28 protein-coding genes are annotated in these 25,195 nt (G+C 71.4%); 10 read left to right on the top strand and 18 right to left on the bottom strand.

The genetic code is table 11. The annotated features are described in order from the left end of the window. Positions 1–14 precede the first annotated feature (14 nt). Complete coding sequence (locus FLV34_RS27285) at positions 15–659, bottom strand: dihydrofolate reductase family protein (protein ID WP_147944433.1); 645 nt, start codon at positions 657–659, stop codon at positions 15–17. A 98-nt stretch (positions 660–757) separates the two neighbouring features. Here FLV34_RS27285 and FLV34_RS27290 point away from each other — a divergent pair, with 98 nt between their 5' ends. The 3 genes from FLV34_RS27290 to FLV34_RS27300 are packed head-to-tail and all read left to right on the top strand — an operon-like array spanning position 758 to position 1,912. Beyond that, positions 758–1,258, top strand: a complete 501-nt coding sequence (locus tag FLV34_RS27290; RefSeq protein WP_142648137.1) for a helix-turn-helix domain-containing protein — start codon at positions 758–760, stop codon at positions 1,256–1,258. 25 nt (positions 1,259–1,283) lie between these two features. Continuing rightward, positions 1,284–1,541 (top strand): type II toxin-antitoxin system Phd/YefM family antitoxin, encoded by a 258-nt coding sequence (locus FLV34_RS27295; protein WP_142648136.1) that lies wholly within the window; start codon positions 1,284–1,286, stop codon positions 1,539–1,541. A gap of 2 nt (positions 1,542–1,543) precedes the next feature. Further along, a complete protein-coding gene (locus tag FLV34_RS27300) occupies positions 1,544–1,912 on the top strand; it encodes a type II toxin-antitoxin system VapC family toxin (RefSeq protein ID WP_240971487.1) in 369 nt (122 codons plus the stop codon). 69 nt (positions 1,913–1,981) lie between these two features. Here FLV34_RS27300 and FLV34_RS27305 read toward each other — a convergent pair whose 3' ends face one another. After that, positions 1,982–2,362 carry a hypothetical protein gene (locus tag FLV34_RS27305; RefSeq protein WP_261985924.1) on the bottom strand — a complete coding sequence of 127 codons (381 nt, stop codon included), beginning with the start codon at positions 2,360–2,362 and terminating at the stop codon, positions 1,982–1,984. A 48-nt stretch (positions 2,363–2,410) separates the two neighbouring features. After that, a complete protein-coding gene (locus FLV34_RS27310) occupies positions 2,411–5,770 on the bottom strand; it encodes a S8 family serine peptidase (RefSeq protein ID WP_187280750.1) in 3,360 nt (1,119 codons plus the stop codon). Between the two features lie 193 nt (positions 5,771–5,963). On the opposite strand from FLV34_RS27310, the gene FLV34_RS27320 reads away from it, so the two are divergent. Beyond that, positions 5,964–6,992, top strand: coding sequence for a helix-turn-helix domain-containing protein (locus FLV34_RS27320; RefSeq protein WP_187280751.1), 1,029 nt, complete (start codon positions 5,964–5,966; stop codon positions 6,990–6,992). 207 nt (positions 6,993–7,199) lie between these two features. Here the strand turns inward: FLV34_RS27320 and FLV34_RS27325 are convergent, their stop codons facing one another. From FLV34_RS27325 to FLV34_RS27335, 3 genes are all read right to left on the bottom strand, one after another. Then, complete coding sequence (locus tag FLV34_RS27325; protein ID WP_147944435.1) at positions 7,200–9,113, bottom strand: acetoacetate--CoA ligase; 1,914 nt, start codon at positions 9,111–9,113, stop codon at positions 7,200–7,202. Between the two features lie 62 nt (positions 9,114–9,175). Further along, positions 9,176–10,111 carry a serine hydrolase gene (locus tag FLV34_RS27330; protein WP_315985216.1) on the bottom strand — a complete coding sequence of 312 codons (936 nt, stop codon included), beginning with the start codon at positions 10,109–10,111 and terminating at the stop codon, positions 9,176–9,178. Further along, positions 10,108–11,055, bottom strand: coding sequence for a LysR substrate-binding domain-containing protein (locus FLV34_RS27335; protein ID WP_142648133.1), 948 nt, complete (start codon positions 11,053–11,055; stop codon positions 10,108–10,110). The genes FLV34_RS27330 and FLV34_RS27335 overlap by 4 nt, the downstream gene beginning before the upstream one ends. 109 nt (positions 11,056–11,164) lie before the next feature. On the opposite strand from FLV34_RS27335, the gene FLV34_RS27340 reads away from it, so the two are divergent. Beyond that, entirely contained in the window at positions 11,165–12,712 is a 1,548-nt protein-coding gene (locus tag FLV34_RS27340; protein ID WP_147944436.1) for a penicillin-binding transpeptidase domain-containing protein, read from the top strand. A gap of 198 nt (positions 12,713–12,910) precedes the next feature. On the opposite strand, the gene FLV34_RS27345 is transcribed toward FLV34_RS27340, so the two are convergent. Next, positions 12,911–13,630: an HAD family hydrolase gene (locus FLV34_RS27345; RefSeq protein ID WP_261985929.1), complete on the bottom strand. Its 720-nt coding sequence runs from the start codon at positions 13,628–13,630 to the stop codon at positions 12,911–12,913. A 281-nt stretch (positions 13,631–13,911) separates the two neighbouring features. Between FLV34_RS27345 and FLV34_RS27350 the strand changes: the two genes are divergently transcribed. Beyond that, entirely contained in the window at positions 13,912–14,100 is a 189-nt protein-coding gene (locus FLV34_RS27350) for a hypothetical protein (protein WP_147944438.1), read from the top strand. Here the strand turns inward: FLV34_RS27350 and FLV34_RS27355 are convergent, their stop codons facing one another. The 4 genes from FLV34_RS27355 to FLV34_RS27370 are packed head-to-tail and all read right to left on the bottom strand — an operon-like array spanning position 14,101 to position 16,770. Next, entirely contained in the window at positions 14,101–14,733 is a 633-nt protein-coding gene (locus FLV34_RS27355) for an HAD family hydrolase (RefSeq protein ID WP_147944439.1), read from the bottom strand. A 44-nt stretch (positions 14,734–14,777) separates the two neighbouring features. After that, a complete protein-coding gene (locus FLV34_RS27360; protein ID WP_142648129.1) occupies positions 14,778–15,284 on the bottom strand; it encodes a hypothetical protein in 507 nt (168 codons plus the stop codon). 24 nt (positions 15,285–15,308) lie between these two features. Beyond that, complete coding sequence (locus FLV34_RS27365) at positions 15,309–15,983, bottom strand: HAD family phosphatase (protein WP_142648128.1); 675 nt, start codon at positions 15,981–15,983, stop codon at positions 15,309–15,311. 40 nt (positions 15,984–16,023) lie between these two features. Then, positions 16,024–16,770: a YbaB/EbfC family nucleoid-associated protein gene (locus tag FLV34_RS27370; RefSeq protein ID WP_187280752.1), complete on the bottom strand. Its 747-nt coding sequence runs from the start codon at positions 16,768–16,770 to the stop codon at positions 16,024–16,026. A gap of 131 nt (positions 16,771–16,901) precedes the next feature. On the opposite strand from FLV34_RS27370, the gene FLV34_RS27375 reads away from it, so the two are divergent. The 3 genes from FLV34_RS27375 to FLV34_RS27385 are packed head-to-tail and all read left to right on the top strand — an operon-like array spanning position 16,902 to position 18,417. After that, positions 16,902–17,234, top strand: a complete 333-nt coding sequence (locus FLV34_RS27375; protein ID WP_142648126.1) for a hypothetical protein — start codon at positions 16,902–16,904, stop codon at positions 17,232–17,234. Next, the gene (locus FLV34_RS27380) at positions 17,234–18,160 is read left to right on the top strand and encodes a hypothetical protein (protein ID WP_147944441.1); all 927 of its coding nucleotides are present in this window, start codon (positions 17,234–17,236) and stop codon (positions 18,158–18,160) included. Before FLV34_RS27375 ends, FLV34_RS27380 begins: the two co-directional genes overlap by 1 nt. Continuing rightward, on the top strand, positions 18,145–18,417 hold the full coding sequence (locus FLV34_RS27385) for a hypothetical protein (protein ID WP_222709641.1): 273 nt from the start codon (positions 18,145–18,147) through the stop codon (positions 18,415–18,417). The genes FLV34_RS27380 and FLV34_RS27385 overlap by 16 nt, the downstream gene beginning before the upstream one ends. On the opposite strand, the gene FLV34_RS27390 is transcribed toward FLV34_RS27385, so the two are convergent. The 7 genes from FLV34_RS27390 to FLV34_RS27420 all read right to left on the bottom strand — a co-directional run bounded on the left by FLV34_RS27390 (position 18,410) and on the right by FLV34_RS27420 (position 24,281). Then, complete coding sequence (locus FLV34_RS27390) at positions 18,410–19,720, bottom strand: glycoside hydrolase family 3 protein (RefSeq protein WP_261985925.1); 1,311 nt, start codon at positions 19,718–19,720, stop codon at positions 18,410–18,412. The two genes, FLV34_RS27385 and FLV34_RS27390, sit on opposite strands and share 8 nt — an antisense overlap. A gap of 56 nt (positions 19,721–19,776) precedes the next feature. After that, positions 19,777–21,480: a phosphoenolpyruvate--protein phosphotransferase gene (gene ptsP / locus FLV34_RS27395; RefSeq protein ID WP_147944442.1), complete on the bottom strand. Its 1,704-nt coding sequence runs from the start codon at positions 21,478–21,480 to the stop codon at positions 19,777–19,779. A 29-nt stretch (positions 21,481–21,509) separates the two neighbouring features. Continuing rightward, positions 21,510–21,767 (bottom strand): HPr family phosphocarrier protein, encoded by a 258-nt coding sequence (locus FLV34_RS27400; protein ID WP_142648123.1) that lies wholly within the window; start codon positions 21,765–21,767, stop codon positions 21,510–21,512. Positions 21,768–21,792: 25 nt separating this feature from the next. Next, positions 21,793–22,443, bottom strand: a complete 651-nt coding sequence (locus FLV34_RS27405) for an HAD family phosphatase (RefSeq protein WP_142648122.1) — start codon at positions 22,441–22,443, stop codon at positions 21,793–21,795. A gap of 4 nt (positions 22,444–22,447) precedes the next feature. Beyond that, entirely contained in the window at positions 22,448–22,894 is a 447-nt protein-coding gene (locus FLV34_RS27410) for a PTS glucose transporter subunit IIA (RefSeq protein WP_142648121.1), read from the bottom strand. A gap of 83 nt (positions 22,895–22,977) precedes the next feature. Further along, positions 22,978–23,214, bottom strand: a complete 237-nt coding sequence (locus FLV34_RS27415) for a glucose PTS transporter subunit EIIB (protein WP_030509331.1) — start codon at positions 23,212–23,214, stop codon at positions 22,978–22,980. Positions 23,215–23,246: 32 nt separating this feature from the next. Further along, positions 23,247–24,281 carry an SIS domain-containing protein gene (locus FLV34_RS27420; RefSeq protein ID WP_142623618.1) on the bottom strand — a complete coding sequence of 345 codons (1,035 nt, stop codon included), beginning with the start codon at positions 24,279–24,281 and terminating at the stop codon, positions 23,247–23,249. A gap of 154 nt (positions 24,282–24,435) precedes the next feature. On the opposite strand from FLV34_RS27420, the gene FLV34_RS27425 reads away from it, so the two are divergent. Then, positions 24,436–25,176 (top strand): GntR family transcriptional regulator, encoded by a 741-nt coding sequence (locus FLV34_RS27425; RefSeq protein ID WP_142648119.1) that lies wholly within the window; start codon positions 24,436–24,438, stop codon positions 25,174–25,176. The last annotated feature ends 19 nt before the right edge of the window (positions 25,177–25,195 follow it).

Genomic DNA, 25,195 nt, shown 5'->3' on the forward strand with positions numbered 1-25,195 from the left:
TCTACCTTTCACGGTTACCGGCGGGTGAAGGTCATATGGGTGACGCCGCTGGAGGTGGTCACGGACTCGATGTCGAAGCGCTGCTCAAGCCCTTCGAGCCCGTCCCACAGTCGTTCGCCGCGGCCGAGGACGATCGGGACGACGGCGACGTGCATGTGGTCGACCAGGTCCGCGGCGAGGAACTGACGGACGACGCCCGGCCCGCCGCCGATCCGCACGTCGAGACCGCCCGCGGCCTCGTGCGCCTGCCGCAGCACCTCCTCGGGGGTGGCGTCGATGAAGTGGAAGGTGGTGCCGCCCTCCATCTCCACCGAGGGCCGCGGGTGATGGGTCATGACGAAGACCGGGGTGTGGAACGGCGGGTTCGGGCCCCACCATCCGGTCCACTCGTGGTCCTCCCACGGGCCCCGCTGCGGCCCGAACTTGTTGCGGCCCATGATCTCCGCGCCGACGCCCTCGTTCCAGGTGCGGGCCAGGGCGTCGTCGGCCCCAGCGGCACCGCCGGTCTTCCCCTGCATGGCGCGGAAGATGCGGGTCTCGAAGAACCACTCGTGGAGCCGTCCGCCGGCGTGGCCGAACGGCTCTTCGAGCGTCTGCCCCTCACCCGTGGCGAAGCCGTCCAGGGAGACGGAGAAGTTGTGCACTCTGACACGCGACATGGCTGATCTCCCGGATTCGGCGAGTGATTGCGGATTGCAACTACTGGGATCGACCGTAGACTAGGTGATGGCAAAACGCAATCAGTTTGGAGGTCCGCATGCCAGACGAGCCGCGGTCGGGGTGCGCGATCAACGCGGCGGTGGAGGCACTCGGCGACAGGTGGAGCCTCATCGTCCTGCGCGACATCATCTTCGGCGGGCGGCGGCACTTCCGTGACCTGCTCGGCAACTCCATCGAGGGGATCGCGTCGAACATCCTCAGCAGCCGTCTCAAGAGCCTCGTCGCCGGTGGTCTGCTGACCCACGAGGACGCGGGCCGGGGACGGCGGGGCACCTACAGCCTCACCGAGGCGGGCATCCAGACGGTCCCGATCATGGTCGCGCTCGGCTCGTGGGGACTGCGGCACCGTCCGACGACGCCGGAGCTGGCCGTACGGGCACGACTGCTCGAAGAGGGCGGCCCGCCGCTGTGGGAGGACCTGATGGACGAGCTGCGCGAGACGCACCTGGGCATCCCCCGCCCCGACCCCAGCCGCCCGCGCGCGTCCCAACTGCTCCAGGATGCGTACGAACGCGTCGTGGCGACGTCGGCGGGCTAAGCTAACTTAGCTAAGGAGGTCGGTGATGTCAGAAGGCGCTACCGAGCAATACAACATCCACGAGGCGAAGACGAACCTGTCGCGCATCATCGACAGAGTCGAGCACGGCGAGGAGATCGTCATCAGCCGTGCCGGTCGTCCCGTGGCCAAGGTCATTCCCTTCCCGACCAAGGTGAGCCGCCGCGGCAGGGGCTCCCTGAAAGGGCAGCTCCACATGGCCGACGACTGGGACTCACCTGAGGTCAACGATGCCATCGCGAGGGATTTCGGGCTGCTGCCGTGAGGATGCTTCTCGACACACACGTCGTCCTCTGGTGGCTGAGCGACGACCCGACGCTCGCCGACGAGATCAAGAGCATGATCGAGGAAGAGCCGGAGGTCTTCGTGAGCCCGGCCACTCTTTGGGAGGTGGCCATCAAGCAGAGCATCGGCAAGCTGGTCGCACCCGACGACCTCGTCGAACGAATCCGCGACAGCGAGTTCCGCGAACTGCCGATTCGCTTTGGCCACACCATCGAGGCGGGGAGGCTACCACTCCTTCACCGCGATCCCTTCGACCGGCTGCTGATCGCTCAGGCCCGCCACGAAGGACTCTCCTTGGTCACCAGAGACGGCCGGATTCCCAAGTATGACGTCCATGTGCTGACGGTCTGAGCGCGCCGCCGGGCTCGGAGAGTCTATATAAGTGCACTTCTTATAAGTGCACTTATATAGACGGCCGTTCTACTGCTGCGGCGTGAAGTGGGCGAGGACCTCGGGGTTGGCCATGGCGTCGGGGTTGGCGGCCTTCTCGACGGGGGTGCCGAGCAGGATCTTCCGCACCGGGACCTCCAGCTTCTTGCCCGACAGCGTCCTCGGGATGCCGGGGACCACGTGGATCTCGTCGGGCACGTGCCGGGGAGAAAGCTCGGTGCGCAGGGCCGTACGCAGGCGAGACACCAGCTCGTCGGACAGCTCCGCGCCCTCGGCCAGGGTGACGAACAGCAGCAGCCTGCCCTCCCGGCCGAGCTGCCCGGTGTCGATGACCAGGCTGTCGGCGATCTCCGGGAAGCGACTGCCCCCGCACGGTCCGGGCGAGCCTGCGCCGCCGGGCTGACCCCGCACACGCGAAAGGAGACCGCCCCTTCCGGGACGGTCCCCTTCGTCACGAGATCATCGCTTGACCGTGAAGTGGCCGGTCAGCGGGCCGACCGTGACCGTGTACGTGCCCGCCTCGATGTGCCGCAGCTCGAACGAGACCTTCGCCTCCTTGCCGCGCTTCAGCGTCACCGCGCTCCGCTGCTCCTCGACGCCGTTCACACGGACCACAGCGTCGTAGGTGCCGTCGCGCTCGCCGATGTTGTACACGCTCGCGCTCACCCGCACGTGCCCCGACGCCGACGACTCCGGCGTCACCTTCAGGTCGCTCACCACGAACAGCGCCTCGGGCCCGTTCACCAGGTCGTGCACGAAGATGTCCGAGCGCTTGTTGGTGTCGCCGTCGACCAGGTTGGTCGAGCCGCTCTCGAACGCCACGTACCGGCCGTCCGCGCTGATCGACGGCAGGTACGAGCGCCCGTCGCCCTCACCGCCCCCGGGCACGGTGGACAGCCGGGTGGTGGTGCCGGCCGCGACGTCCCGGACGAAGATGTCGTTGAGGTCGTTGGTGTCGCCCTCGACGAGCGTGCTGGCGTCGCTGTAGAAGGCGACCTTGCTTCCGTCGGCGGACAGGGAGGGGGCGAAGCTGATGCCGTTCGCGCCGGTCCCGTCCAGCGTCACCGACACCATGTCGGTCTTGCCGGTGGCGAGGTCCTGCACGTAGAGCTCGCCGAGCCCGATGCCGTTGGAGTACGCGATCTTGGTGCCGTCCGCGCTGATCACGGGGCCCTCGGTGCCGGTGGCCGGGTCGGGCCCGGTGATGCGGGTGAGCGTGCCCGTCTTCCGGTCCAGCAGGAAGGTGTCGATCTCCCCGTTGTCGTCGCCGGGCACCAGGTCGGATGCGTCGCTCTGGAAGGCGATGTAGCGACCGTCGGCGCTGATCGTGGCCTCGCGGGCGTTGCCGTTCGACTGCGTGCCGTCCCGCGTCACCGAGATCCGCTCGGTGGTGCCGGTCTGCCGGTCGTGCAGGAACACGTCGTTGCGCTCGTTGGTGTCGCCGGGGACGAGGTTCGACGCCATGCTGTCGAAGACGGCGTACCGGCCGTCCGCGCTGAGCTGCGGCGCGCCCGAGATGCCGTCGCCCGGCTCGCCGCTGGACGACACCGAGACCATCTCGGTCTTCCGGGTCTGCCGGTCGTAGACGAAGGCGTCCGTCTCGCCGTTGTCGTCGCCCTCGACGAGGTTGGTCGCGCCGCTGCTGAACCCGACGTACCGGCCGTCGTGGCTGACCCTCGGCGTCAGCGAGAACGAGTCGGCGATCCCGCCGTCGGCCGCCACCGAGACCCGCTCGGTCACGCGGGTGCGCAGGTCGGTGGCGAAGATGTCCAGCTCGCCGTTGGTGTCGCGCTCGTCGGTGAGGTTGGAGGCCAGGCTCGCGTACACCACCGTGCTGCCGTCGCCGCTCAGCTTGGCCCACCACGAGTCGTTGTTCGCCTGCCGGCCGTCCGTGGCGAGCGAGACCCGCTCGGTGGGGGAGCGGCGGGGCAGCGTGAGGTCCGCCTTCGCGTCGTGCTTGTCCACCGTCACCGCGGTCTCAGGCGACCTGGAGACACCGATGGCCTGCGCGGCGATCTTGTAAGCGCCGACCGGGACATCCTTGATCGTGTAGCGGCCCTTGGCGTCGGTGGTGGCGGTCAGCTCGTCGGGCACGCCCAGCACGCTGACCGTGGCTCCGGGCACGGCCGTGCCGGTCGGCCCGTACGTCACCTGCCCGGAGATCGTGCTCCGCTTGGTCCGCTCCAGCTCGAACCCCGTGTCGGAGAACCGGTTCGCCTGCACCGTGACGGTCTTCTTCTCGTCCTCGTAGCCGAACCTGGACAGCGTCAGCTCGTGCTTGCCCGGGGACAGCCGCAGCTCGAAGCGGCCGTTTTCGTCCGTCTCCGCGCTGCGCCCGTCGGGCCTGGTCACCCGCACGCCGGCCAGCGGCTTGTGGCCGTGCTTGTCGACGACGGTGCCGCGCACGCCGCTGGTCAGCGTCGCCTCGGTGACCGCCGCGTACGCGTCGATGCGGCCACGGCCGTAACGGGGGTTCGGCAGCGGGCCGTAGCGGTCGTCGGCGACCGTCGTGCCGGCCAGGATCTCCTCGGCCGCGTCAACGGTCAGGTCGGGACGGGCCTCCAGCATGAGGGCGACCGTGCCCGACACGTGCGGGGTGGCCATCGAGGTGCCGTTCAGCGCCGCGTACTCGCCGCCGGGCATCGCCGAGACCACGTCCACGCCGGGCGCGGAGACGTCGGGCACCACGTACGAGTCCGGCCACTCCGGCGGCGCGTCGAACCAGTCGGTCGACTTGACCACGCCGCCGCAGGAGAAGTCCCCCACGTTGTCGTCGGCGTCGGTCGCGCCCACGGAGATCGCCTCGTACACGTTGCCGGGGCTGGCGGACCCGCCCGGCGCGCAGTTGTTGCCGATGGCGAAGACGGGGAACGCACCCGCCCGGTAGATGTTCCTCGCGGGCTCGATCATCTCGTCGGAGTAGCCCTCGGCGCCGAGCGACATGCTGACCACGTCGGCGGGCTCGCCTGCCGGGGTGCCGTCGGCGGCGTACGGCGCGATCGCCCACTGCATGCCGGCGATCACCTGCGCGAACGTGCCGCTGCCGCCCGGGATGGTCAGCGCGGCCATCAGCTCGGCGCCGGGCGCGACGCCGATCTGCGTGCCGGAGGCGTCGCCGCCCGCGATCGTGCCCGCCACGTGGGTGCCGTGGAAGGCACTGTCGTGCGGCTCGCCGGCCACGGGCTTGCCGTCAGGGCCGAACTCGATCCAGCCGCCCGCGTGTTCCGGACCCGAGCCCACCAGCTTGCCCTGCAGGTCGGGGTGGGTGATGTCGATGCCGGTGTCGAGCACGGCCACCCGGACGCCCTTGCCGGTCACGCCGCGCTCCTTCTGCACGCGGTCCGCGCCGATCTTGGCGACGCCCCAGGTGGTGTCCCCGGCGGCCATGGTCCTGGACGCCGGGGCGCGCTCCGGCTCGGGCAGGGTGAGGGTGAAGTTCGGGATGATCCGTTCGACCAGATCGAGCTCGGCAAGCGCGGCCAGGGTGGAGGGCGTGGCACGCACCAGGATCATGTTCTTCAGCCAGAACGTGTTGACCACCTGGTCGCCGCGCGAGCGCACGAACTCGGCCACCGGGTCCTGCACCGGCTCCGCGCTCTCCTCGAGCGCGGCGCGCGCCTGCACGGGGGTGTCGACCTGGGGCGGCTCCTTCAGCGTACGCAATACGACGAGCGCTTCGATGCGACCTCGCGCGGTCTTCATCTGCTCGGCAAGCTTGGCGTCGATCTTGCCGCCCCGGTCGGGGTCGGGGGCCGTCTGGGCCACGGCCGGGCTCGCGGTCGCCGGGACGAGCGTCCCGAACGTCGCAGTCGTCAGCAAAACCGCAGGTAAAACGGCTGCAAGCAGTCGGCGACCAGGCGAGCGACGGGGGGACAACGGCATGATGCTCCTTAATTTCTGTGGCCACTGGGGCCGATGGTGCTCAAAAACGCTGACATCTTCCGCCCTTTACCGACAAGATTGGTTAGTGGCGAGTTTCCGTCATGTGTCGTTTTCCCGACAGGAGGATCGCGTGCTGGAGTCGATCGGGCTCAGCCCTCAGGACGAGGAGGTCTACCACGCGCTCGTCCGCCGGACCCAGGCCACCGTCGCCGAGATCGTCGCCGACTGCCATCTGCCGGCCGCCGCCGCCCGCCGCATCCTGCAGACGCTGCTCGACCTCGGCCTCGCCACCCGCTCCACCGGCCGGCCCACGCGCTACGTCGCCGTCTCGCCCGACAGCAGCCTGGAGGCGCTGCTGCGGGAACGGGAGCGCGAGCTGGACGGCGTACGCGCCCACATCAGGGCCCTCATGGACGTCTACCGCGCCAACACCCGCTTCGCCCACCCCGGCGAGCTCGTCGAAGTCGTCTCCGGGCGCGACGAGGTCAACCAGCGGTGGGTGCAGATGCAGCGGGACACGCGGGGGCAGATGCGCGGCTTCGACCGCCCGCCGTACGCCGCCCCCGCCCAGCCCCGCGAACCCAACTCCGTCGAGCTCGACCTGCTGCGCCGAGGCGTGCGCTACCGGGTCATCTACGACACCAGCGTGCTGGAGATGTCCGGCTGGCTGGAGGACGTCACCATCGGGATCCAGCACGGCGAGCAGGCGAGGATCCACGCCGGGCTGCCCATGAAGCTCGGCATCTCCGACGACCGGCTCGCCATCATCCCGCTCTTGCGTGCCGGGGACGCCGTGCTCACCGCGTCATACCTGATCCACCCGTCGCCGCTGCTCGACGCGCTGATCGCGCTCTTCGAGGCGCTGTGGGACCGCAGCGTCCCGGTCCGCCTCCACGGAGCAGGCGGGGCCGCCGGGCCGGGCGGGCTTGCGCAGGCCGCGGGATCGAACGGGGCCGGCGAGCCCGATCGGGACCTGTCACCCGACGAGGAACGCCTGCTCACCCTCCTCGCCGCCGGCGCGACGGACGGCTCGGCGGCACGCGCCCTGGGGTGGAGCGAACGCACCGTGCAGCGGCACATCACCAAGCTGATGCACCGGCTGGGGGTCCGCACCCGCTTCCAGGCCGCGATGGAGGCCACCAGACGCGGCTGGATCTGACCCCACGCCGGCGGTCTGCGCCTCCCTGACCGTGAAAGCCCCGCCCCGCTCCGCGCACCCGCCCGGGAAACCCATCCGCTGCCACCCCGCCGCCCGGTGAGGCGCGCACTCCACCCGACTCGCGCGGCTCGCCACCCCCGTCCGTCGCGGGCGGGATGCGGATGATGCGGTCGTCCTGCGCCACCGGGGTGCCCCGGCCGTCGTGTTCTACTGCTGCGGCGCGAAGTGGGCGAGGACCTCGGGGTTGGCCATGGCGTCGGGGTTGGCGGCCTTCTCGACGGGGGTGCCGAGCAGGATCTTCCGCACCGGGACCTCCAGCTTCTTGCCCGACAGCGTCCTCGGGATGCCGGGGACCACATGGATCTCGTCGGGCACGTGCCGGGGAGAAAGCTCGGTGCGCAGGGCCGTACGCAGGCGAGACACCAGCTCGTCGGACAGCTCCGCGCCCTCGGCCAGGGTGACGAACAGCAGCAGCCTGCCCTCCTGGCCGAGCTGCCCGGTGTCGATGACCAGGCTGTCGGCGATCTCGTCGAACCGCTCCACGACGCGGTAGAACTCGCTGGTGCCCATCCGTACGCCGCCGCGGTTGAGGGTGGAGTCGGAACGGCCGTAGATCACGCAACCCCCGTCGGGGAGGATCTTGATCCAGTCGCCGTGCCGCCAGACGCCCGGGTAGTCGGCGAAGTACGACTCCCGGTAGCGGTCACCCAAGGGGTCGTTCCAGAACATGACCGGCATCGACGGCATGGGCCGGGTGATGACGAGCTCCCCCACCTCGCCCACGATCGAGGCGCCCGCGGGGTCGAACGACTCGACCGACGCGCCGAGGCAGCGGCACGGGATCACGCCGGCCCGGATCGGCAGCAGCGGCACCGCGCCCACGAACCCGGTGCACACGTCGGTGCCGCCGGAGAACGAGCCGAGCTGCACGTCGGGCTTCACGTCCGAGTAGACCCAGGCGAACCCCTCGGGCGGCAGCGGCGAGCCGGTCGAGCCGATCCCGCGCAGCCGGTCGAGCCCCTGCGGCTTCACCCCGGCCTTCATCGACGCCATGATGTACGGCGCGCCGGTGCCGAAGTACGTCACGCCCTCCTCGGCGGCGACCCGCCACAGGGCGCCGGTGTCGGGATGGGCCGCGCTGCCGTCGTACAGCAGGACGGTGGACCCCACCAGCAGGCCGCCGATGAGGTAGTTCCACATCATCCAGCCGGTAGTGGTGTACCAGAAGAACACATCCCCCTCGCCGAGGTCCTGGTGGAAGGACAACGACTTGAGATGCTCCAGCACGATGCCGCCGTGGCCGTGCACGATGGGCTTGGGCAGGCCGGTGGTGCCGGACGAGTACAGCACCCACAGCGGATGGCCGAACGGCACCCGCTCGAACTCCAGCGGCGCGGTCTCGGCCCGCAGGTCGTCCCAGCTCACGCCGTTATCGGGCGCGCCTTCGAGGAGCGTGGGAATCCAGACGGTCGCCTCCAGCGTCGGCAGCTTGCCGGCGATCTCGCGCACCACCTGCGACCGGTCGTACGCCTTGCCGCCGTAGCGGTAACCGTCCACGGCGATGAGCACCTTCGGCTCGATCTGCGCGAACCGGTCGGTCACGCTGGGCGCGCCGAAGTCGGGCGAGCAGGAGGACCAGATCGCCCCGAGCGAGGCGGTGGCCAGGAAGGCGATGAGGGCTTCCGGGACGTTCGGGACATAGGCGGCGACCCGGTCACCACGCCCCACGCCCAGCCGTACGAGGCCCGCCCGGACGCGGGCGACCTCCTCGCGGAGCTCGCCGAGCGAGTACTGCCAACGGCTGCCCGATTCGTTGCGGAAAATCACCGCCGTCCGGCCGGGGTGGCCGCGCAGCGCGTTCTCGGCGTAGTTCAGGGCCGATCCTGTGAACCATTCGGCATCCGGCATCGTTCCCCGGATGACGGGCCCGTCGCCACGCGTACCGACCACGCCGAAGTAGTCCCATATGGAGGTCCAGAAGTCGGCCGGAGACTCGACCGACCACTTCCAGACGTCCTCGTAGTCCCCCGTACGGCCCAGTCGTTCCATGTAACGGGTGATCCGGGCCGCACGTACGACGTCGGGCGTGGGTTCCCAGAGCAGAGCGCCTTCCTCGACCATGCCCCCATCTTTGCCAGGCTTGCGCCGCATGTCACCCTCCCCGCCCACATAGAAAGGGCCTGTCATATGTGGGTTCTGAGCTGGTCGATCGCCATCCGCGCGGCGGTCCCGATCGCGGCGTCGGCCCGCGGCTGGTTCTGCGCCGTGCCGTACGACCGGGTGAACACGGCCACGGCGTAGCGCCCGCCGTCGGGATACTCCACCACCCCGATCTCGTTGCGCAGCGTGGGCAGCGTGCCCGTCTTGCCGCTCACCGCGACATCGTCGAACGGGAACCCCGAGGCCAGCCGGTGCGGCCACACCTGCAGCGCCATGAGACGACGGATCGCCGCGCACGAGGCCGCTCCCGCCGCCTCGTCCCGCCAGATCATGGACAGCAGCCGGGTCATCTCGCGTGGCGTGCTCCGGTTGGCCACCGCCGGGTCGAGCGCGCTCAGCCGCGCCACCACCTCGGGGTCGGTGCACGCCTGGTTCACGTCCGACTGGTCCGCCACACCCGCGTCCACCCGCAGGCTGGCGAGCATCTCGCGGCAGTCCTGCGTCACCCGCGTCGCCGTCAGCCCGAGGCCGTCGAGCAGCGTGTTGACCGCCTCCCTGCCCACCCGGGCGAGCAGCACGTCGGCCGCGGTGTTGTCGCTCACCGCCATCATCAGGTAGGCCAGGTCGCGCAGCGACAGCGTCGCGTCGTCCAGCATCGCCGCCAGCCCGGTGCCCCCGCCCGTACGGTCCGCGCCCGGCACGCGGACGCGCTCGGTGAGGTCGAACAGCCCGCGCTCGGCCTGACGGTGCAGCTCCAGCACCAGCGCCACCTTGAAGACCGACGCGAGCACCACCGGCTCGTCGGCACGCAGGCCCACCTCGCGCCCGTCGTCGATGTCGACCACGTGCAGCCACCCCATGACGCCGGCGGACCGGAAGACCCGTTCCATCGGGTTCATGCCGGGACTCATGTCGCGTGTGGTGCCGCGCGTCGTGCCGCGTGTCATGTCGGGTGTCATGCGAGGAACCCGGTCGCCGGGCGCGGCGCCACGCGCGGCGCGGGCGGCACACCTTCGTCCACCATGCCGGCGCTCTCTTTCAGCACCTGTACGGCCACGGTCGTGAAGTCTCGCACGTACGGCCCCGGCTCGGCCCGCCAGGCCGGGGAGCAGCGCCAGGCCAGGGGCGCGCCCGCGAGGGGCCGCCACACCACCCCCGGCACCTCGGCAGGAGCGCCGAACGTGACGGCCGTGCCGGAAAGGACCAGGCCGAGGGCGAACTCCACGCGGTCGGTGCAGACGATCTCGGCGGGGACGAAGCCGCCCCGGCGGCACGAGGCCAGCGTGTCGTCGTACAGGCCGGGCTCGGCGTCCCGGGAGAACAGCACCAGGTCGCGCCCGGCCAGGTCGCCGAGGTGCACGGTCGCCCACGCGGTCAGCTCGTCGTCCTCCGCCAGCAGGACCCCCGGATGCCGGACGAGCACCGGCCCGTACGCGAGCCCGTTCGCGGCGACCGGATGCCGCAGCAGCCCTACGTCGAGCCTGCCCTCCAGCAACGCGGTGACCTGCGCGGCCGTGCCCATCTCGGTCAGCGACAGCCGTACGTCGGGGCGGCGCTCGCGAAACCCCGCGATGAGCGCGGCGAGCACGGCGGCGCCCAGGTCGGCGGGGACGCCCGCCCGCACCACCGCCGCGTCGCCACGCGCGAGGTCGGACATGAGGTCGCGCATCCGCTCGACCCTGGCCACGATCTCGCGGGCCTCGGGCACCAGCAGCCGCCCCGCCTCCGTCAGCGCCACCCGCCGGCTCGACCGCTCGAACAGGCGCACGCCCAGCTCCTCCTCCAGCCGCTTGATGCGCTGGCTCAGCGGCGGCTGGGCCATCCCCAGCCGCGCGGCCGCGTTCCCGAAATGCAGCTCTTCCGTCACAACCAGGAAGTAGCCGAGATGCCGGACCAAGTCCACGAGCTGGGAGCATATCCGAACCGAACATGAAGCACGTTGATATCCATATTGGACATCCTTCCGGTCGATCTGCTGCTCTATGGCGTGCACTCGATCCGAAGGGGGACGCATGCGAGAGCGCAGGCGCTGGCCGTACGTCACGGCGGCGGTGCTCGTGCCGGTAGTGGCCGCGGGGGTCACGGTGTGGGCGCTGCGGACGAAGGGATCACCCGAGGAGACCGCGCGGGACTTCCTCGCGGCGTGGTCACGCTCGGACTACGCGGCGATGCGGACGCTCGTCGCCGACCCGCCGGCCGGCTTCGAAAGCACCTACCGCCGCTTCCACGACGACCTGAAGCTCACGGGGCAGCGATTCCAGGTGACGAGCGTCCAGGACGACACCGTGCGGTTCCGGGCGCGGCTGACCGGCCCGCTGCCCATCGCGTACGACGGGAGGCTGCACCTGGTCGAAAGCGACCGCGCCTGGAAGGTGGCATGGACCTCGACTGCCATCCATCCCCGGATGGGCAACGGTGTCCGGGCCAAGCTCACCACCGTGCCCGCCGAGCGCGCGCCGATCACCGCCGCCGACGGCACCCGCATCGACACACCGGACGCCCCCGGCTCCGTGCAGCAGATCGTCGAGGGGCTGCGCGAGCAGTACGCCTCGCGCCTGACCGGCACCGCGTCCGCCCGGGCCGACCTGGTCGACAGCCGTACGGGCTCGAAGGTCGCCACACTGGCCGAGGGCGGATCGAAGCCCGGCAAGCCGCTTTCGACCACCCTCGACCTGCGGGTGCACCAGGCGGGTGCGCAGGCCCTTGAGGGCGTGGACAAGCCCGCCTCGCTCGTCGCGCTGCGCCCCTCCACGGGCGAGGTCCTCGCGGTGGTCAACAAGCCGGGCGGATACAACCGCGCCCTGCTCGGCGCGTACCCCCCGGGCTCGACTTTCAAGATCGTGACTGCCTCGGCCCTGGTCGCCGGTGGCGTCACGCCCGGCCAGACCGTCGAGTGCCCGGCCGAGAAGACGATCGGCGGCTTCCCGTTCCACAACGCCGAGTTCCACGACTACGGCACGCTGCGCTTCGTCGACGCCTTCGCCCACTCGTGCAACACGACGTTCGGCGACATGGCGGTGCGGCGCCTCGGCGCCGATCGCCTGTCCAAGGTGGCCTCCGACTTCGGTTTCGGCGCCAGCATCAAGATCGGGGTGCCCGCCGTGGACGCCGCCTTCCCAGCACCGCATGACGACACCGATCTCGCGTCCGCGGCAATCGGCCAGGGGCGCGTCCTGGCCAGCCCGCTGAACATGGCCGCCGTCGCCGGCGCCATCGCCGCCGGCACCTGGCGGCAGCCCCGGCTGGTCCCGGCCTCACTCGTCCCGGAGGGCGGCACGCCCCCACGCTCGCTGGAGCCCGCGGTCGTGTCCGCGCTGCGCCGCCTCATGCCCGCCGTCGTCAGCGAGGGCACCGCGAGCGGCATCTCCTTCCCCGCCGGTACGGCGGGCAAGACCGGCACCGCCGAATACGGCTCGGCCGATGGCGGCAAGAACCCGCCCACGCACTCGTGGTTCATCGGCTACAAGGGCGACCTGGCCTTCGCCGTCGTGGTCGAGGGCGGCGGCACCGGAGCACAGATGGCGGCCCCCGTCGCGGCCCGCTTCCTCAAGGCGCTGTGACTCCGCAAGGCACTGTGACTCCGCAATGCACCGTGACGACGCTCAGTACGGCCGGCCGGGGACGTTCAGCCGGACGCGGTAGAGGCCGAAAGGACCCACGTCATCTGGAGCGGCCGCGGCGCTGAAACGTTCAGGCCGCGCCCGTATGCGGTCGGCGCCCCATCGAGTCCGGGGTCAGTGGGTCGTTCAGTGGGCCGTTCAGTGGGCCGTACGGTCGGCCGGAGTGGTCAGGCGGGCGACGGCCGCGACGACTTCGGAGGAGTTGGACAGGTCGGACAGCACGATGTCCGCGCCGGCCTCGCGCAGCTCGGCGGCCGTGGAACGCCCCGACGCCACGCCGATCATGGCCGCGCCACCGATCTTCGCCGCCTGGACGTCACGCGTGGAATCGCCGATGAGGACGGTGTTGCCCGCGGTGAAGACGGCGCCGTACCGGGCCTTGGCCCGCCCCTGCGAAACCTGCAGCAGGGTGGCCTTCGGATAGACCTCCTCGCCGTAGCCGCCCACCTCGACGTCGATCCACTTGTCCAGCCCGAACGCCTTGAGCTTGTGCACGGCATTGCTCTTGATGGTGCCGGTGAGCACCGACTGCACGACGCCGTCGAGGCGTGACACGGCCTTGAGCGCGTCCTTGGCGCCGGGCAGCGCGCGGCCGTCCTTGGACAGCCGCCCGCGCCGCTCCGCGAAGCAGACGGCCAGCGCGTCGACGAATCTCGGCAGGTGATAGTCCTCGACGGCGATGCCGTTGACGGCCAGGGTCTCGAAGATGATCTCCGAGTCGGGGCGGCCCAGCGCCGGTGCGAGCTTGACCAGCGGTCGCCCTGTCACCATCCGGAACGCGTCCGCGTAGGCGTCGCGGGTGACGATGGCGACGTCGACGAGCGTCAGGTCGATGTTCCAGAGAACGAGGCGGTTGATCGCGGCCTCCGTGGGGGTGCGGTGTGGATCGTGCTCAGCGTACGGCCCACGCGGAGTGTCCGGTGTATCCACAACCGCCTTGATAACCCCTCCCAGACGGGACGGGTAGCGAACCGGCGAGCCCGAGCAGTACGAGCTGCCGACCGGGGGCAACGGGCGGAGCATGTGGTGCGACGCCAAGGCCGACCGGATCGAGACGCGCGGCGCCAAGCGGGGCGGACGGCGCCGACCTCCCCAAGGAGCTGCGCAACCTGCCGTTCGCGCAGCTCCCCGGGGCCGTTATGTTCGCGATGTGGGCCGTGATGCTCGCCTACACCCGGGTCTCCGGCCAGGAGACCTGGGACGCGATCACCGGCCTGTTCCTCTTCGCGTCGTTCGTCGTCGGAGGTGTGGCGGTCAAGCGGCTCTACCGGCCGCCGCGCAGGGCCAAACCCCGATGGCTGCTGGAGGAGGAACGCCAGGCCCGCTGATCAGACGAGATCGAGGGCGTCGGCCAGCGTGTCCACCACGGGGACGCCGACGCCCTCCAGCTCCGACCGCTTGGTCATGCCGCCGGTGTAGAGGATGGCGCGGGCGCCGACGTGCTGGGCCGCGTGGGCGTCGTCCACGCTGTCACCGATGACCACGACCTTCGCCGAGTCGAGGCCGAGCGCACGCAGGTGCTCCACCATGTGCTCGGCCTTGTGGCCGCCGGTCGCCGAGCGCGAGCCGTCGATCCGGGTGAAGTGGCCGTCGATGCCGAACTCGCCGGTCTTGCGGACCAGCCGTTCGTGGCCCCACATGGACAGCAGCGACTGCGTTCGGCCCGACTCCTGCCAGGCGCGCAGGCTCGACACCGCACCCTCGGCGAGGCTGCACGCCTCCATCAGGCGGTGATAGTGCTCGTGGAAGCCCGCGTCGAGCAGTTCCCATTCGCCTTCCCTGAGCGGCCGGCCGAGCATCCGCTCGTACGCCACCCAGATGGGGCGGGGGTACACCTCGCGGAAGCCGTCCGCGTCGTACGGCCCCAGGCCGTACGGCACGAAGAGCTCGTTGGTCGCGCCGACGACGGCGTCGATGTCGTGGAAGAGCGTCCCGTTCCAGTCCCAAACAATGTGTGTCATCTTGTCCCCCAGCTTAGACGCCGGGTGTGACAGATCCGTGAAGCTCAGGTGAGCAGGTCGGGGATCTCCTGGGTCGCGTACCACAGCAGCTCGTGGTCCTCCGCGCCGTCCACGACGAACTGCGCGTCGTCGTCCCCGCCGTCGGCCGCGGGCAGCGCCGCGATGGCCGCCTCCACGTCGGGCAGGGCGTCGGCGTCGTCCACGTGGACGGCGGCGACCAGCCGCATCGGGACCGGCTCCAGCACCCGCACCCGGGCGCGCTCCTCCAGGTCGGCCCCGGTCTTCACCGTCTCGTCGGGCACCTCGGCCGCGATGACCACACGCCGGGCGGCCGTCTGGGCGCCGTCCGCGCGGTCGGCGGCCAGCATGCGCAGGGAGGCCCGGGCGGCCTCGGTCAGCGCGACGTACTCCAGCTCCTCGGTGTCGCCCGAGGCGTACCACTCGATCAGCGCGGGGGTGACCGCGAACCCGGTCAGCGGGGCCGGGCCCAGCTCCCCCGCGGCGACGATGCGCGCCAGCGCGGGGATGGTGGACGGCAGATAAACGCGCATGCGTTCCTCGAATCAATCTTGCGGCTATGGACGGGCGGCGGCGCCGGGCTCGCGGAGAGGCAGGCCGAACAGGCGCTCCATCTCGGCGATGGTCTCCGCGGGATCGCTGTGGTGGACGCCGACCAGGCCGATCGCGCGGGCCGCCACGATGTTCGCCTCGATGTCGTCGACGAACACGCACTGCCCCGCGTCGAGCCCCAGCAGGCCGAGCGCATGCCGGAAGATCCGCTCCTCGGGCTTGCGCATGCCGACCTCTCCCGAGATGACGACCGCGTCGAAGAGGGCCTCCCAGTCCTCCCGCGAATAGTGGTCGCCCCAGGAGTTGGACACCAGGCAGGTGCCGAGCCCGGCCGCCCGGGCCTGGCGGAGCATCTCGTTCATCTCCTCGACCGGCCGGAACCCGGCGAACATCCGGGTCAGCAGGCCGTCGGCCTCCGGCGGTCCGCCGTCGAGGGTCACCAGCCGGGCCGCCAGGGCGCGCTCGAACTCCAGGACCGGGATCTCGCCGCGTTCGAGCGCGTGGATCGGGTTCTCCCCGCCCGGCTCGACGCCGGCCCGGTATGCCTGCGCGACCAGCGCGCGCATCACGTCCCGGTAGTGCCGGGGATCGATCCGGTCCGCCTCGATCCACTCCGCGATCGACTCGGCCAGGCTCGTGGTCAGAACCCCGCCCCAGTCGATCAGCACACCCTTGAGCACCGCGCCTCCCAGCCGACGTGCCTACAAATATAGGGAGTGGTCAGCAGGGCCGCTCGAACGGCTTGAGCAACCCGCCGAACCACTCGTCGACGGCGTCCGGGCCGAACGACTCGCCGGGCGCCAGCTCCCGCAGCGCGTCGTTCACCATCTGACGGCACTGCCGTTTCGCGTCCTCCTGCGCCCGGCGCAGGGCCAGCAGGAGCTCCTCGGCCAGCGTCCGGCTGGGCAGGCGCATGGCACGAGGCTCGATGACGACCTCGCGCACCAGGCCGTACGCCGTCGTGACGGCCTGGATCCGGCCGTCCGCCGCCCGGCCGCGACCGGTGACGGCCTCGATCTCGCGCTCCCCGTCCGCCAGCCAGGACTCGATCCGCTCGGCCCGCCGCGCGTCCTGCTCCAGGTCGCCGGTTTCGCGCCGATCGGGGGCGAAGGCGTCCGGTCCCGCGTCCAGCTCCTGCGCGAGCTGATCGAACCGATAACGCACGAACGTCTCGTCGAGCGGGGCGGCCAGCCCGGTCGCCCTGGTATGGGCGGCGGCGACGAGCTCGTCCGTCCGTTCCTTCGCGGCGTCCTGGGCGGTCCTGGCCGCCCTCGTGACCTCCGCGCTCAAGACGGCCGAGTCGAGCCGCATGACCCGGGGGTCCAGGATGATCGCGGTCACCTGTCCCCGGCCGTCGGCCCTGGCCCGCACCTGGCCGTCGGCGGCCTCCCCTTCGCCGGTGACCCGCCGGATCTGGGCCTGGATGTCCGCGAGGCCGCGCATGACGTCCTCGGCCTGGCGAATCATTTGTTCCAGCAGCTCCAGATCACTGCCGCCCGGAAACGACAAGGACAAGCGTTCCTCCATAAAAAGAACAAAAGGCTTTTACTGTGCAATTCACCCGTCCGTAATTCGCGGGTCATGCTAACGTGCGGCGCATGCACGGGGAACTTGGCATCGAGCACAGCGGTGTGAACAGCGCTTCCCTTCGCCTGACCGAGCACGGCGACGAGTTCGTGACCGCCCTCGTTCATCTGCGCGAGCGGGCGGGCTCCGCCTCGTGGGGCGACGACGGCCTGTTCGGCGCCTTCGTGGCCGCCTACAACCGCGGCGCCCTGACCGCCGTCGAGGCGTACGCGCACCTCGGGGGGAATGTGAGCGGCCACGGAGACGCGCTCGCGGTCGCGAGCCGGCGGGTGTCGGACGCCGAGGGCGACGCGGGGCGCCAGATCTCGACGGCCGCCGACGAGGCGGGCCTCACATGGGCCTGATGCCGCCCGACTGGGCGCAGCCGATCGCGAGCCTGGTCAACTTCCCGAAGATCGACGAGGCCGACATCCGCGCGGAAATCCGCCCCTGGCAGGTCGTGCAGGCCGGCGCCGCCTCCGGAGGAGCCGGCGCGGAGAACGAGGTCAGGCGGCTGCCGGGCGTCTACCAGGGCCTGTCCGCCGACGCGATGCGCACCAACTGGAACAAGGCCGGCACCGCAGAACACCTCCGCACGGCCGTCGGGGCCGCCACGTACGCGCCGGCGGTGCTCGAAGGCACCGCCACCGCGGTGACCGCCACGAAGGTGGCCATCATCAGCCAGGCCGTCGCGGGCGCGACGAGGCTGGCCTCGGTCCTCGTCGCGGGCGGTCCGTTCGCCGCGGCCTCGGCCACGGCCGGGCTTCTCGCCACCCGCTACGCCATGCGGAAGATCCTCAGGGAGGCCGAGGAGGGCGGGGCCCGGGTGCTGGCCCCGGCCGTCACGCGGCACATCACCGAACCGCTGGAACGCATCCTCAAGAACACCCGCGGCCCCTTCGGCGGTGGCCCGTCCCTGGCGGGAGCGGGCGGCCCCCACGTCCCGCTGCGGGGAGCGCCGGTGCGGACGACGGGCACGGCGGGGCCCCGCGGCGGCGTCAAGCTCGACATGGCCAGGAGCCGCAAGCCCTACTCCCGGCAGACCGGCCCTCAGCTCTCCCCCGCCGAGCAGGCCGCGCTGGACGCCAAGAAGGCCGGTCAGCCGTACGACAGGAAGGCGGCCAAGGCGGCGGAGCAGAAGGTGAAGACCGGTGAGAAGCTCGACGGTGAGCGCAACGCGCAGAAGCGCGGCACCCAGACGGACCAGTCGAGCCGGCAGCAGAATCAGCAGCAGGGCCAGCAGAACCAGAGCAATCAGGGCAAGAAGAAGCGCCGGTGGGGATCTTCGTGACCAAGCCGATCACTAATCGAATGCACCACTTCACCCAGAACAATCCCGAAGGGATCGGCCAGGACAGCATTCCCGCGCTGCTCCGCCGGGTCGCGACCACGATCGAGGAGCTGGGCCAGATCGAGGTGTACGACCTGATCATGCACAACGAGATCACCGACGACGGCGCCGACTGGCCGTCCATCACGGTGTATTTCGACTACACCGACCCCGACGAGCCGGTCGAGGACGCGGAGGACGCGCCTGACGTCACTTGACGGCGGCGAAGACGCGCTTTGCGATCTTGAGGTGGGCGGCGGACCTCACCGCGCCGGGGTCGGTGCGGATCGGGCCGAAGAGGCCGCGCTTCTCCTTCAGCCGCAGGATCCGCAGCACCGACTGGTCGATCCTGCGTTCGGAGATCCGGCCCGACTTCACCGCGGCGAGGACGGCGTCGTACGCCTTGGGCAGGTTCGGCGGCATGAGGAGGATGTCGGCACCGGCGAGCACGGCCCGCACGGCGACCTCGGCGTCGCCGTACTTCTTGCGCACCCCGGCCATGTCGAGCGCGTCGGTGCTGATCACGCCGTCGAAGCCGAGCTCGTCGCGGAGCAGGCCGGTGAGGATGCGGGGGGACAGCGTGGCGGGGTCGCCCGAGGGGTCGAGCTTCGGCATCACCAGGTGCGCCGACATGATCGCGTCCACCCCGTGCGCGATCGCCTCCCGGAACGGCGGCGCGTCCAGCTTCCGCCACTGTGACTTCGAGTGAGTGATGACCGGCAGCCCCGTGTGGCTGTCGACCGAGGTGTCCCCGTGGCCGGGGAAGTGCTTGGCGACGGAGGCCACACCCGCCGCGTGGAAGCCGTCCACCGCCGCCCCGACCATCGCGGCCACCTTCCCCGGGTCGGCGCCGTACGCGCGGGGGCCGATCACGGGGTTGCGCGGGTTGATGTTGACGTCGGCGACCGGCGCGAAGTCGAGCGAGATGCCGAGGTCGCGCAGCTCCTCCCCGGTCGCCCTGGCGACGTCGCGCGCGTTCGCCGGCTTGCGGGTCTTCCCGATGTCCGACGCGCCGGGAAACGTGGTGACGACGGACTTGAGCCGGGAGACCAGGCCGTTCTCCTGGTCCACGCCGATCATCAGCGGCGCGTTGCCCGCCTTGGCCGCCGCCTCGCGCAGGCCGGTGGTGAGCGCGGCCACCTGGCTCGCGCCGGAGACGTTGCCCGCCCAGTCGAACAGGATCACCCCGCCGGGGCGGAACTTCTCCACGACCTGCGCCGGCGTGGCCACGCCGTACCGTGCCTCGTTCTCCTTGCTCGCCGCGCCGGCCTTCTGACCCCACACCACGATGGTGAAGAGCTGTGCCACCTTGTCGCGCAGGCTCATCTCCGCGAGCGTCCGCTCGGCCAGGCTCCCCGAGGGCCGTGCCGACGGCGTGGCCGACGCCGGCGCGGCGGACGGCGTGGCCGACACCGGCGCCGACGCGCGGGGCGAGGGCGCCGGGCTCGCGCCGATGCCCGGCCCGCATCCGGTCACGAGAAGGGCGGCGATCATGCCGAGACCGTGTCTGATTCGTGGCACGTTCTTTACCGTATCCGGGTCCGGCCGTGACCGGGCCGGAACCCGGTCACGGCCGGTCAGAGCGCGAGCGCGTCCAGGCCCGGCAGCTCCGCCCGCGCGGCGGCCTTCGCGGCCTGCGCCGACGTGGCCGAACGCGCCGCGGCGGCGGCGTCGCGGCACTGCGCGAGCGTGTGCCGCGCCAGGGCGGCGCGCACCCAGGGCAGCGCGGGGGCGCCCATGGACAGCGAGGTGACGCCCATGCCGACCAGCACGCAGGCGAGCACCGGATCGGCCGCGGCCTCGCCGCAGACCCCGCAGCCCTTGCCCGCCGCGGAGGCGGCGGAGGCCGCCGTCGCGATCAGGTCGAGCACGGCCGGATGCCACGGGTCCTGCAGCCCGGCGACGGCGCTGACCTGGCGGTCGGCGGCGAGTGCGTACTGCGTGAGGTCGTTGGTGCCGATCGAGAAGAACTCGACGGCCCGGATGAGGTCCGCCGCCCGCAGCGCCGCCGACGGCACCTCGATCATGATGCCCGCGCCGTCGAGCCCCGCCGTACGGCAGGCCTCGGCGAACCACTCGGCCTCCTCGACGGTGGCCACCATGGGCGCCATGACCTGCACCTTGGCCGGGACGCCGGCGGCGGCCCTGGCCAGCGCGCCCAGCTGGGCGGTCATGATCTCCGGATAGCGGCGGAACATGCGCAGGCCGCGCTCGCCGAGCGCCGGGTTCGGCTCCTCCTCCGGCGGCGGCAGGAACGCCAGCGGCTTGTCGGCGCCCGAGTCGAGCGTGCGCACCACCACACGGCCCTCGGGGAACGCCTCGAACACCGCCCGATAGGCCTCCTCCTGCTCGCTTCCCGACGGCGCGGTCTCCCGGTCGAGGAAGAGGAACTCGGTGCGATAGAGGCCGACGCCCTCGGCGCCGTTGGCCAGCGCGCTCTCCAGGTCGCGGGGGCCGCCGATGTTGGCGAGCAGGGGAACGGGGTGGCCGTCGGCGGTCGCGCCGGGGCCGGTGGCCGCCGACAGCACCGCCCGCCGCGCCTCGTCGGCGGCGCGCGCCTCGGTCACGCGGGCCGGGTCCGGGGCGAGCAGCACCTGCCCGGACGCGCCGTCGACCAGCACGGGGGTGCCGGGGGCGATCGCGGTCGCACCGGCGCAGCCCACGACGGCGGGCACGCCCATCGAGCGGGCGAGGATCGCCGTGTGGCTGGTCGGCCCGCCCTGCTCGGTGACGAACGCGGCGACCACGTCCTTGGACAGCAGGGCGGTGTCGGCGGGGGCGAGGTCCTTGGCGATGAGCACGAACGGCTCGTCGGCGCTGGGGGGCACGCCGGGCATGGGCAGCCCGGTGAGCACGGCGATCACCCGGTCGCGGATGTCGTCGAGGTCCGTCACGCGCTCGGCCAGATAGCCGCCGGCCGCCGCGAGCAGGTCCCGATACCTGCCGAAGGCGTCGAAGACGGCGCGCGGGGCGGCCACGCCCTGCTCGATGAGCTCGCCGACCTCCATGGCCAGGCTCGGGTCGCGGGCCATCAGCGCCTGCGCGCCGAGCACCTCCTGGGCCTCGCCGCCCGCCCGGGCGCCGCGCGCCTCCAGGTCGGCGGCCACCTCCTCGACCGCCCGCTCCGCGCGGGACCGCTCGGCGGCGGCGTCGCCGTCGTGGCGCGCCTCCTTGTCGGGCTCGGGGATCTCACCCGCGAGCACATGGGCCGGCCCATATCCCGCGCCCGGGCTCACCCCAGTGCCGGCCAGCACAGTGCCGGTCTCGTCCCCCGCTGTCATCCCCGTCGTCCGCTGCCCGTCCACTGGCGTCAGGAGGCCGAGGCGATCTTGGCGAGCTCGTCGAGCAGCTCTTCGGCGCCGTCGCCCTCCGCGCGGATGACGATCGACTCCCCCTGCCGTACGTCGAGCGCGAGGACCGACAGGATGCTCTTCGCGCTCACCGGCGAGCCGCCCGCCTTGGCGACGGTGACGTCGTAGGGCGCCTTCGCCGCGGTCTGCACGAACGTCGCCGCCGGGCGGGCGTGCAGCCCGACCTCGGACGCGACGCTGACTGTGCGTTCGGCCACGATTTCCTCCTCCTGCGGCGGTGGTCTAGACCGCCGGTAGTTCCGTCAAAGGCCAGTCAATACCCGACATATCGGGTACTACCAGATCCGCGTGTGACAGTTCATCCGGATGATGCGTGGTGGCCACCGCGACGCAGGTCATACCCGCGGCCCGGGCCGCCGCTATCCCCGCGAGCGAGTCCTCGAACACCACACACGCGGCCGGGTCCACGGCGAGCAGATCCGCCGCCTTGAGATAGCCGGACGGGTCCGGCTTCCCCACGGTCACGTCCTCGGCGGAGACGATGGTCCGCACCATCTCCACCACGCCGATCTCGGTGAGCCGCTCCACCGCCCACCATCGCTGGGCCGAGGTGACCAGGGCCAGCGGAGCCCCCTGCTCCGCCACCCGGGCCACCAGCTCCGCCGCCCCCGGCACCGGCACGATGTCGGGCAGGTCCGGATGGTCGTAATAGGAGCGGATCTCCTCCATCACAACCTGCGGGTCCAGACCGGGCAGCACCTCGGGGATGACGTCCACCCCGCGACGGCCCACGACGCTTCGCAACAGCGTGTCGTCGAACGTGATGCCGTGGTCCTCCAGGAACATCCGCCACAGGGCACGGTTGCGGATCTCGGTGTTGACCAGAGTGCCGTCGAGGTCGAAGAGCGCGGCCGTCGTCACCTGAGCGGTCACCTGATCACGACCACTCGAAGAGCGGGTCGCCCGCGCTCACGCTGCCCTCGGCGAGCCCGCCGACGGAGTCCGCCACGGCGTCGAGCGCCACCACCGGGCAGACCGGCGAGCGCCCGCCGGCCTCGACCGCCGCGGGGTCCCAGGCCACGACGGGCTGCCCCGCGCCGACGCGGTCCCCCTCGGCCGCGAGCAGGCGGAAGCCCTCGCCCTTGAGCTGCACGGTGTCGATGCCGAGATGCACCAGCACGCCCCTGCCGTCGTCCCCCACCACGACGTACGCGTGTGGGTGCAGCTTCACGATCGTGCCGTCGATCGGGGCCAGGGCCTCGACGGGCTCCCTGAGGGGGTCGATCGCGGTCCCCGGGCCGACCATCGCCTGCGCGAACACCGGGTCCGGCACGGCGGCGAGACCGATGGCCGCCCCCGCGACCGGGGCGAGAACAGTCGTCAATGAAGAGCCCTTCCCTGAGATCCGGGCAGGCGTCGTCACAGGTCCGGCCGAAGAGACCGGCGGACCCGCGACGATCTCCCGGTTCAGCCGATGATGTCCTCGATGTCGCTGGCGATGGTGTCGGCCTCGGGGCCCACCACGACCTGGACGACGTTGCCCGCCGCCATCACTCCGTGGGCGCCGGCCGCCTTGAGCGCGGCCTGGTCCACCTTCGAGGCGTCGTGCACCTCGGTGCGCAGCCGGGTGATGCACGGCTCCACTTCGATGATGTTGTCGGCGCCACCGAGCCCGGCGATGATCGCCTCGGCGTCTGCAGCCATGGGGTCCTCCTGTTGTATCGAACGGCCTGCCGTCAGTCGGTCTGCGTGACCTTCTTCAGACCGCGGGGGGAATCGGGGTCGATACCGAGCCTGCGCGCGAGCGCCTCGGTGAGCAACTGCCCGGGGACGATGAGTCCCAGCGGGGCCACCCACTCGGGCAGGTCCGGACCGTTCAGGGCGGCGGTCGAGGCCGCGGCGAGCCGTTCGCCGCCCCCGACGCCGAAGGCGGCGGCGCCCGCGCCGGTGACCCGCTCGGCCAGCGCGACCGTGCCCGCCAGCGTCGGGCCCTCCCCCGCCGCCACCAGGATCGCCGGGGTCTCGGCGTCCACGACCGCGATCGGACCGTGCAGCAGGTCGGCGTACGACAGGCCCATGGCGTGCAGGTAACACGCCTCCTTGAGCTTGAGCGCCAGCTCCAGCGCGGTCGAGAACGCCAGGCCGCGGCCGGACACGACGACGCCGGGCTTGTCGGCCAGGCCCTCGACGACGGCGTCCAGGTCACCGGGGTCGGAGATCAGCTTCTCCACCGCGTCCGGCACCCGGCGCAGGTCGTCGGGGTCGACGTCGGCGCCGAGGCCGATGGCGAGCACGGCCAGCGCGGCGAGCTGGGTCGTGTAGGTCTTCGTGGCCGGGACGGCCTTCTCCTCGCCGGCGAGCGTGCACAGCGCGAGGTCGGCGGCCTGGGCCAGCGGCGACTCCTCGCCGCCGTTGGTGATCGCGACGGTCTTCGCGCCGCAGTCCTTCGCCCACTGGAGGGTCTCGACGATCTCCTCCGTACGGCCCGACTGGGACAGGCCCACGGCCAGCACGCCGTCGAGGTCGAGCTTGCGGCGGTAGGTGGTGGCGACCGAGGGGGCGCCCATGGCGGCCATCCGGCCCGCCCGCGCCTCGATCAGATAACGGCCGTACACCGCCGCGTTGTCCGAGGTCCCGCGGGCGACGAACAGCAAGTGGCGCGTGTCGCGTGCGACCGCCTCGACTTCACCGGTCCTCGGCAGAAGGGCGTCCAGCGTCGCCCGGATCGCCGCGGGCTGCTCGGCGATCTCACCGCGCATCCTGGTCGTCATTGATGATCTCCCTCTGCTCTGGCGAGATTTGTCCGTTATCGATCCGTCGCCGGCCCATACATTGACACACATTTCCCGGCTGTGGTCTAGTCCGGACTAGACCAGTAAGAACCTTAACTTATTCGGACGATCCTGAGCGAGAGGGGAGGGATCAGTGGCCCAGATCGATCCGGACAGCCCGGTGCCCAAGTATTTCCAGCTACGGGAGATCCTGCTCGACCTCATCGAGAGCAACGAGCTGCCGATCGGCGCGGCGATCCCCTCCGAGCGTGACCTGAGCCAGCGTTACGACCTGTCTCGTATGACGGTACGACAGGCCGTCGACCACCTGGTGTCCGAGGGCCGGTTGCACCGCGTCCCGGGTAAGGGAACGTTCGTGGCCCGCCCGAAAATCGAGCTGGCGCTCCAACTCACCTCCTTCACCGACGACATGCGGGCGCGCGGCATGGAGCCGGGCTCCCGCGACCTGGACCGGCGGGTGGTCCGGGCCAGTGCCCACCTCGCACGGCAGCTCGGCATCCAGCCGGGAGACGCCGTCCACTTCATCGAGCGGCTGCGCACGGCGGACGGGGAACCGCTGAGCATCGAGCGCGCCCACATCCCGGTGGCGCTCGCACCCGATCTCGATGCCTACGACCTGACCGGACGATCCCTGTACGCCCTGCTCGAGTCGCGCTACGGACTCGTGATGGACGCCGGGGAGCTGACCATCGACGGCGGGCTCGCCGACCCGAGCGACGCCGATCTGCTCAAACTGCCCCGGGGCGGGGCCGTGCTGCTGCTGCAGCGCCGGTCCTTCGCCGGCGGGGTATGCGCCGAACTCGGCGTCTCCACCTATCGCGCCGACCGCTACCAGCTCCGGACGCTCCTCGGAGCCCCGGCCCGACGCCTCTAGTAGTCCCCCCATCCTGGAG

Origin of the sequence: Microbispora sp. CSR-4, assembly GCF_008033685.1 — a bacterium.
Lineage (GTDB): Bacteria > Actinomycetota > Actinomycetes > Streptosporangiales > Streptosporangiaceae > Microbispora.

What these genes read in the sequence shown, in the direction of transcription:
- FLV34_RS27285 (WP_147944433.1), bottom strand. Translation starts at nt 659, where the DNA reads ATGTCGCGTGTCAGAGTGCACAACTTCTCCGTCTCCCTGGACGGCTTC.
- FLV34_RS27290 (WP_142648137.1), top strand. Translation starts at nt 758, where the DNA reads ATGCCAGACGAGCCGCGGTCGGGGTGCGCGATCAACGCGGCGGTGGAG.
- FLV34_RS27295 (WP_142648136.1), top strand. Translation starts at nt 1,284, where the DNA reads ATGTCAGAAGGCGCTACCGAGCAATACAACATCCACGAGGCGAAGACG.
- FLV34_RS27300 (WP_240971487.1), top strand. Translation starts at nt 1,544, where the DNA reads ATGCTTCTCGACACACACGTCGTCCTCTGGTGGCTGAGCGACGACCCG.
- FLV34_RS27325 (WP_147944435.1), bottom strand. Translation starts at nt 9,113, where the DNA reads ATGGTCGAGGAAGGCGCTCTGCTCTGGGAACCCACGCCCGACGTCGTA.
- FLV34_RS27330 (WP_315985216.1), bottom strand. Translation starts at nt 10,111, where the DNA reads ATGACACCCGACATGACACGCGGCACGACGCGCGGCACCACACGCGAC.
- FLV34_RS27340 (WP_147944436.1), top strand. Translation starts at nt 11,165, where the DNA reads ATGCGAGAGCGCAGGCGCTGGCCGTACGTCACGGCGGCGGTGCTCGTG.
- FLV34_RS27350 (WP_147944438.1), top strand. Translation starts at nt 13,912, where the DNA reads ATGTTCGCGATGTGGGCCGTGATGCTCGCCTACACCCGGGTCTCCGGC.
- FLV34_RS27355 (WP_147944439.1), bottom strand. Translation starts at nt 14,733, where the DNA reads ATGACACACATTGTTTGGGACTGGAACGGGACGCTCTTCCACGACATC.
- FLV34_RS27360 (WP_142648129.1), bottom strand. Translation starts at nt 15,284, where the DNA reads ATGCGCGTTTATCTGCCGTCCACCATCCCCGCGCTGGCGCGCATCGTC.
- FLV34_RS27370 (WP_187280752.1), bottom strand. Translation starts at nt 16,770, where the DNA reads ATGATTCGCCAGGCCGAGGACGTCATGCGCGGCCTCGCGGACATCCAG.
- FLV34_RS27375 (WP_142648126.1), top strand. Translation starts at nt 16,902, where the DNA reads ATGCACGGGGAACTTGGCATCGAGCACAGCGGTGTGAACAGCGCTTCC.
- FLV34_RS27380 (WP_147944441.1), top strand. Translation starts at nt 17,234, where the DNA reads ATGCCGCCCGACTGGGCGCAGCCGATCGCGAGCCTGGTCAACTTCCCG.
- ptsP (WP_147944442.1), bottom strand. Translation starts at nt 21,480, where the DNA reads ATGACAGCGGGGGACGAGACCGGCACTGTGCTGGCCGGCACTGGGGTG.
- FLV34_RS27415 (WP_030509331.1), bottom strand. Translation starts at nt 23,214, where the DNA reads ATGGCTGCAGACGCCGAGGCGATCATCGCCGGGCTCGGTGGCGCCGAC.
- FLV34_RS27420 (WP_142623618.1), bottom strand. Translation starts at nt 24,281, where the DNA reads ATGACGACCAGGATGCGCGGTGAGATCGCCGAGCAGCCCGCGGCGATC.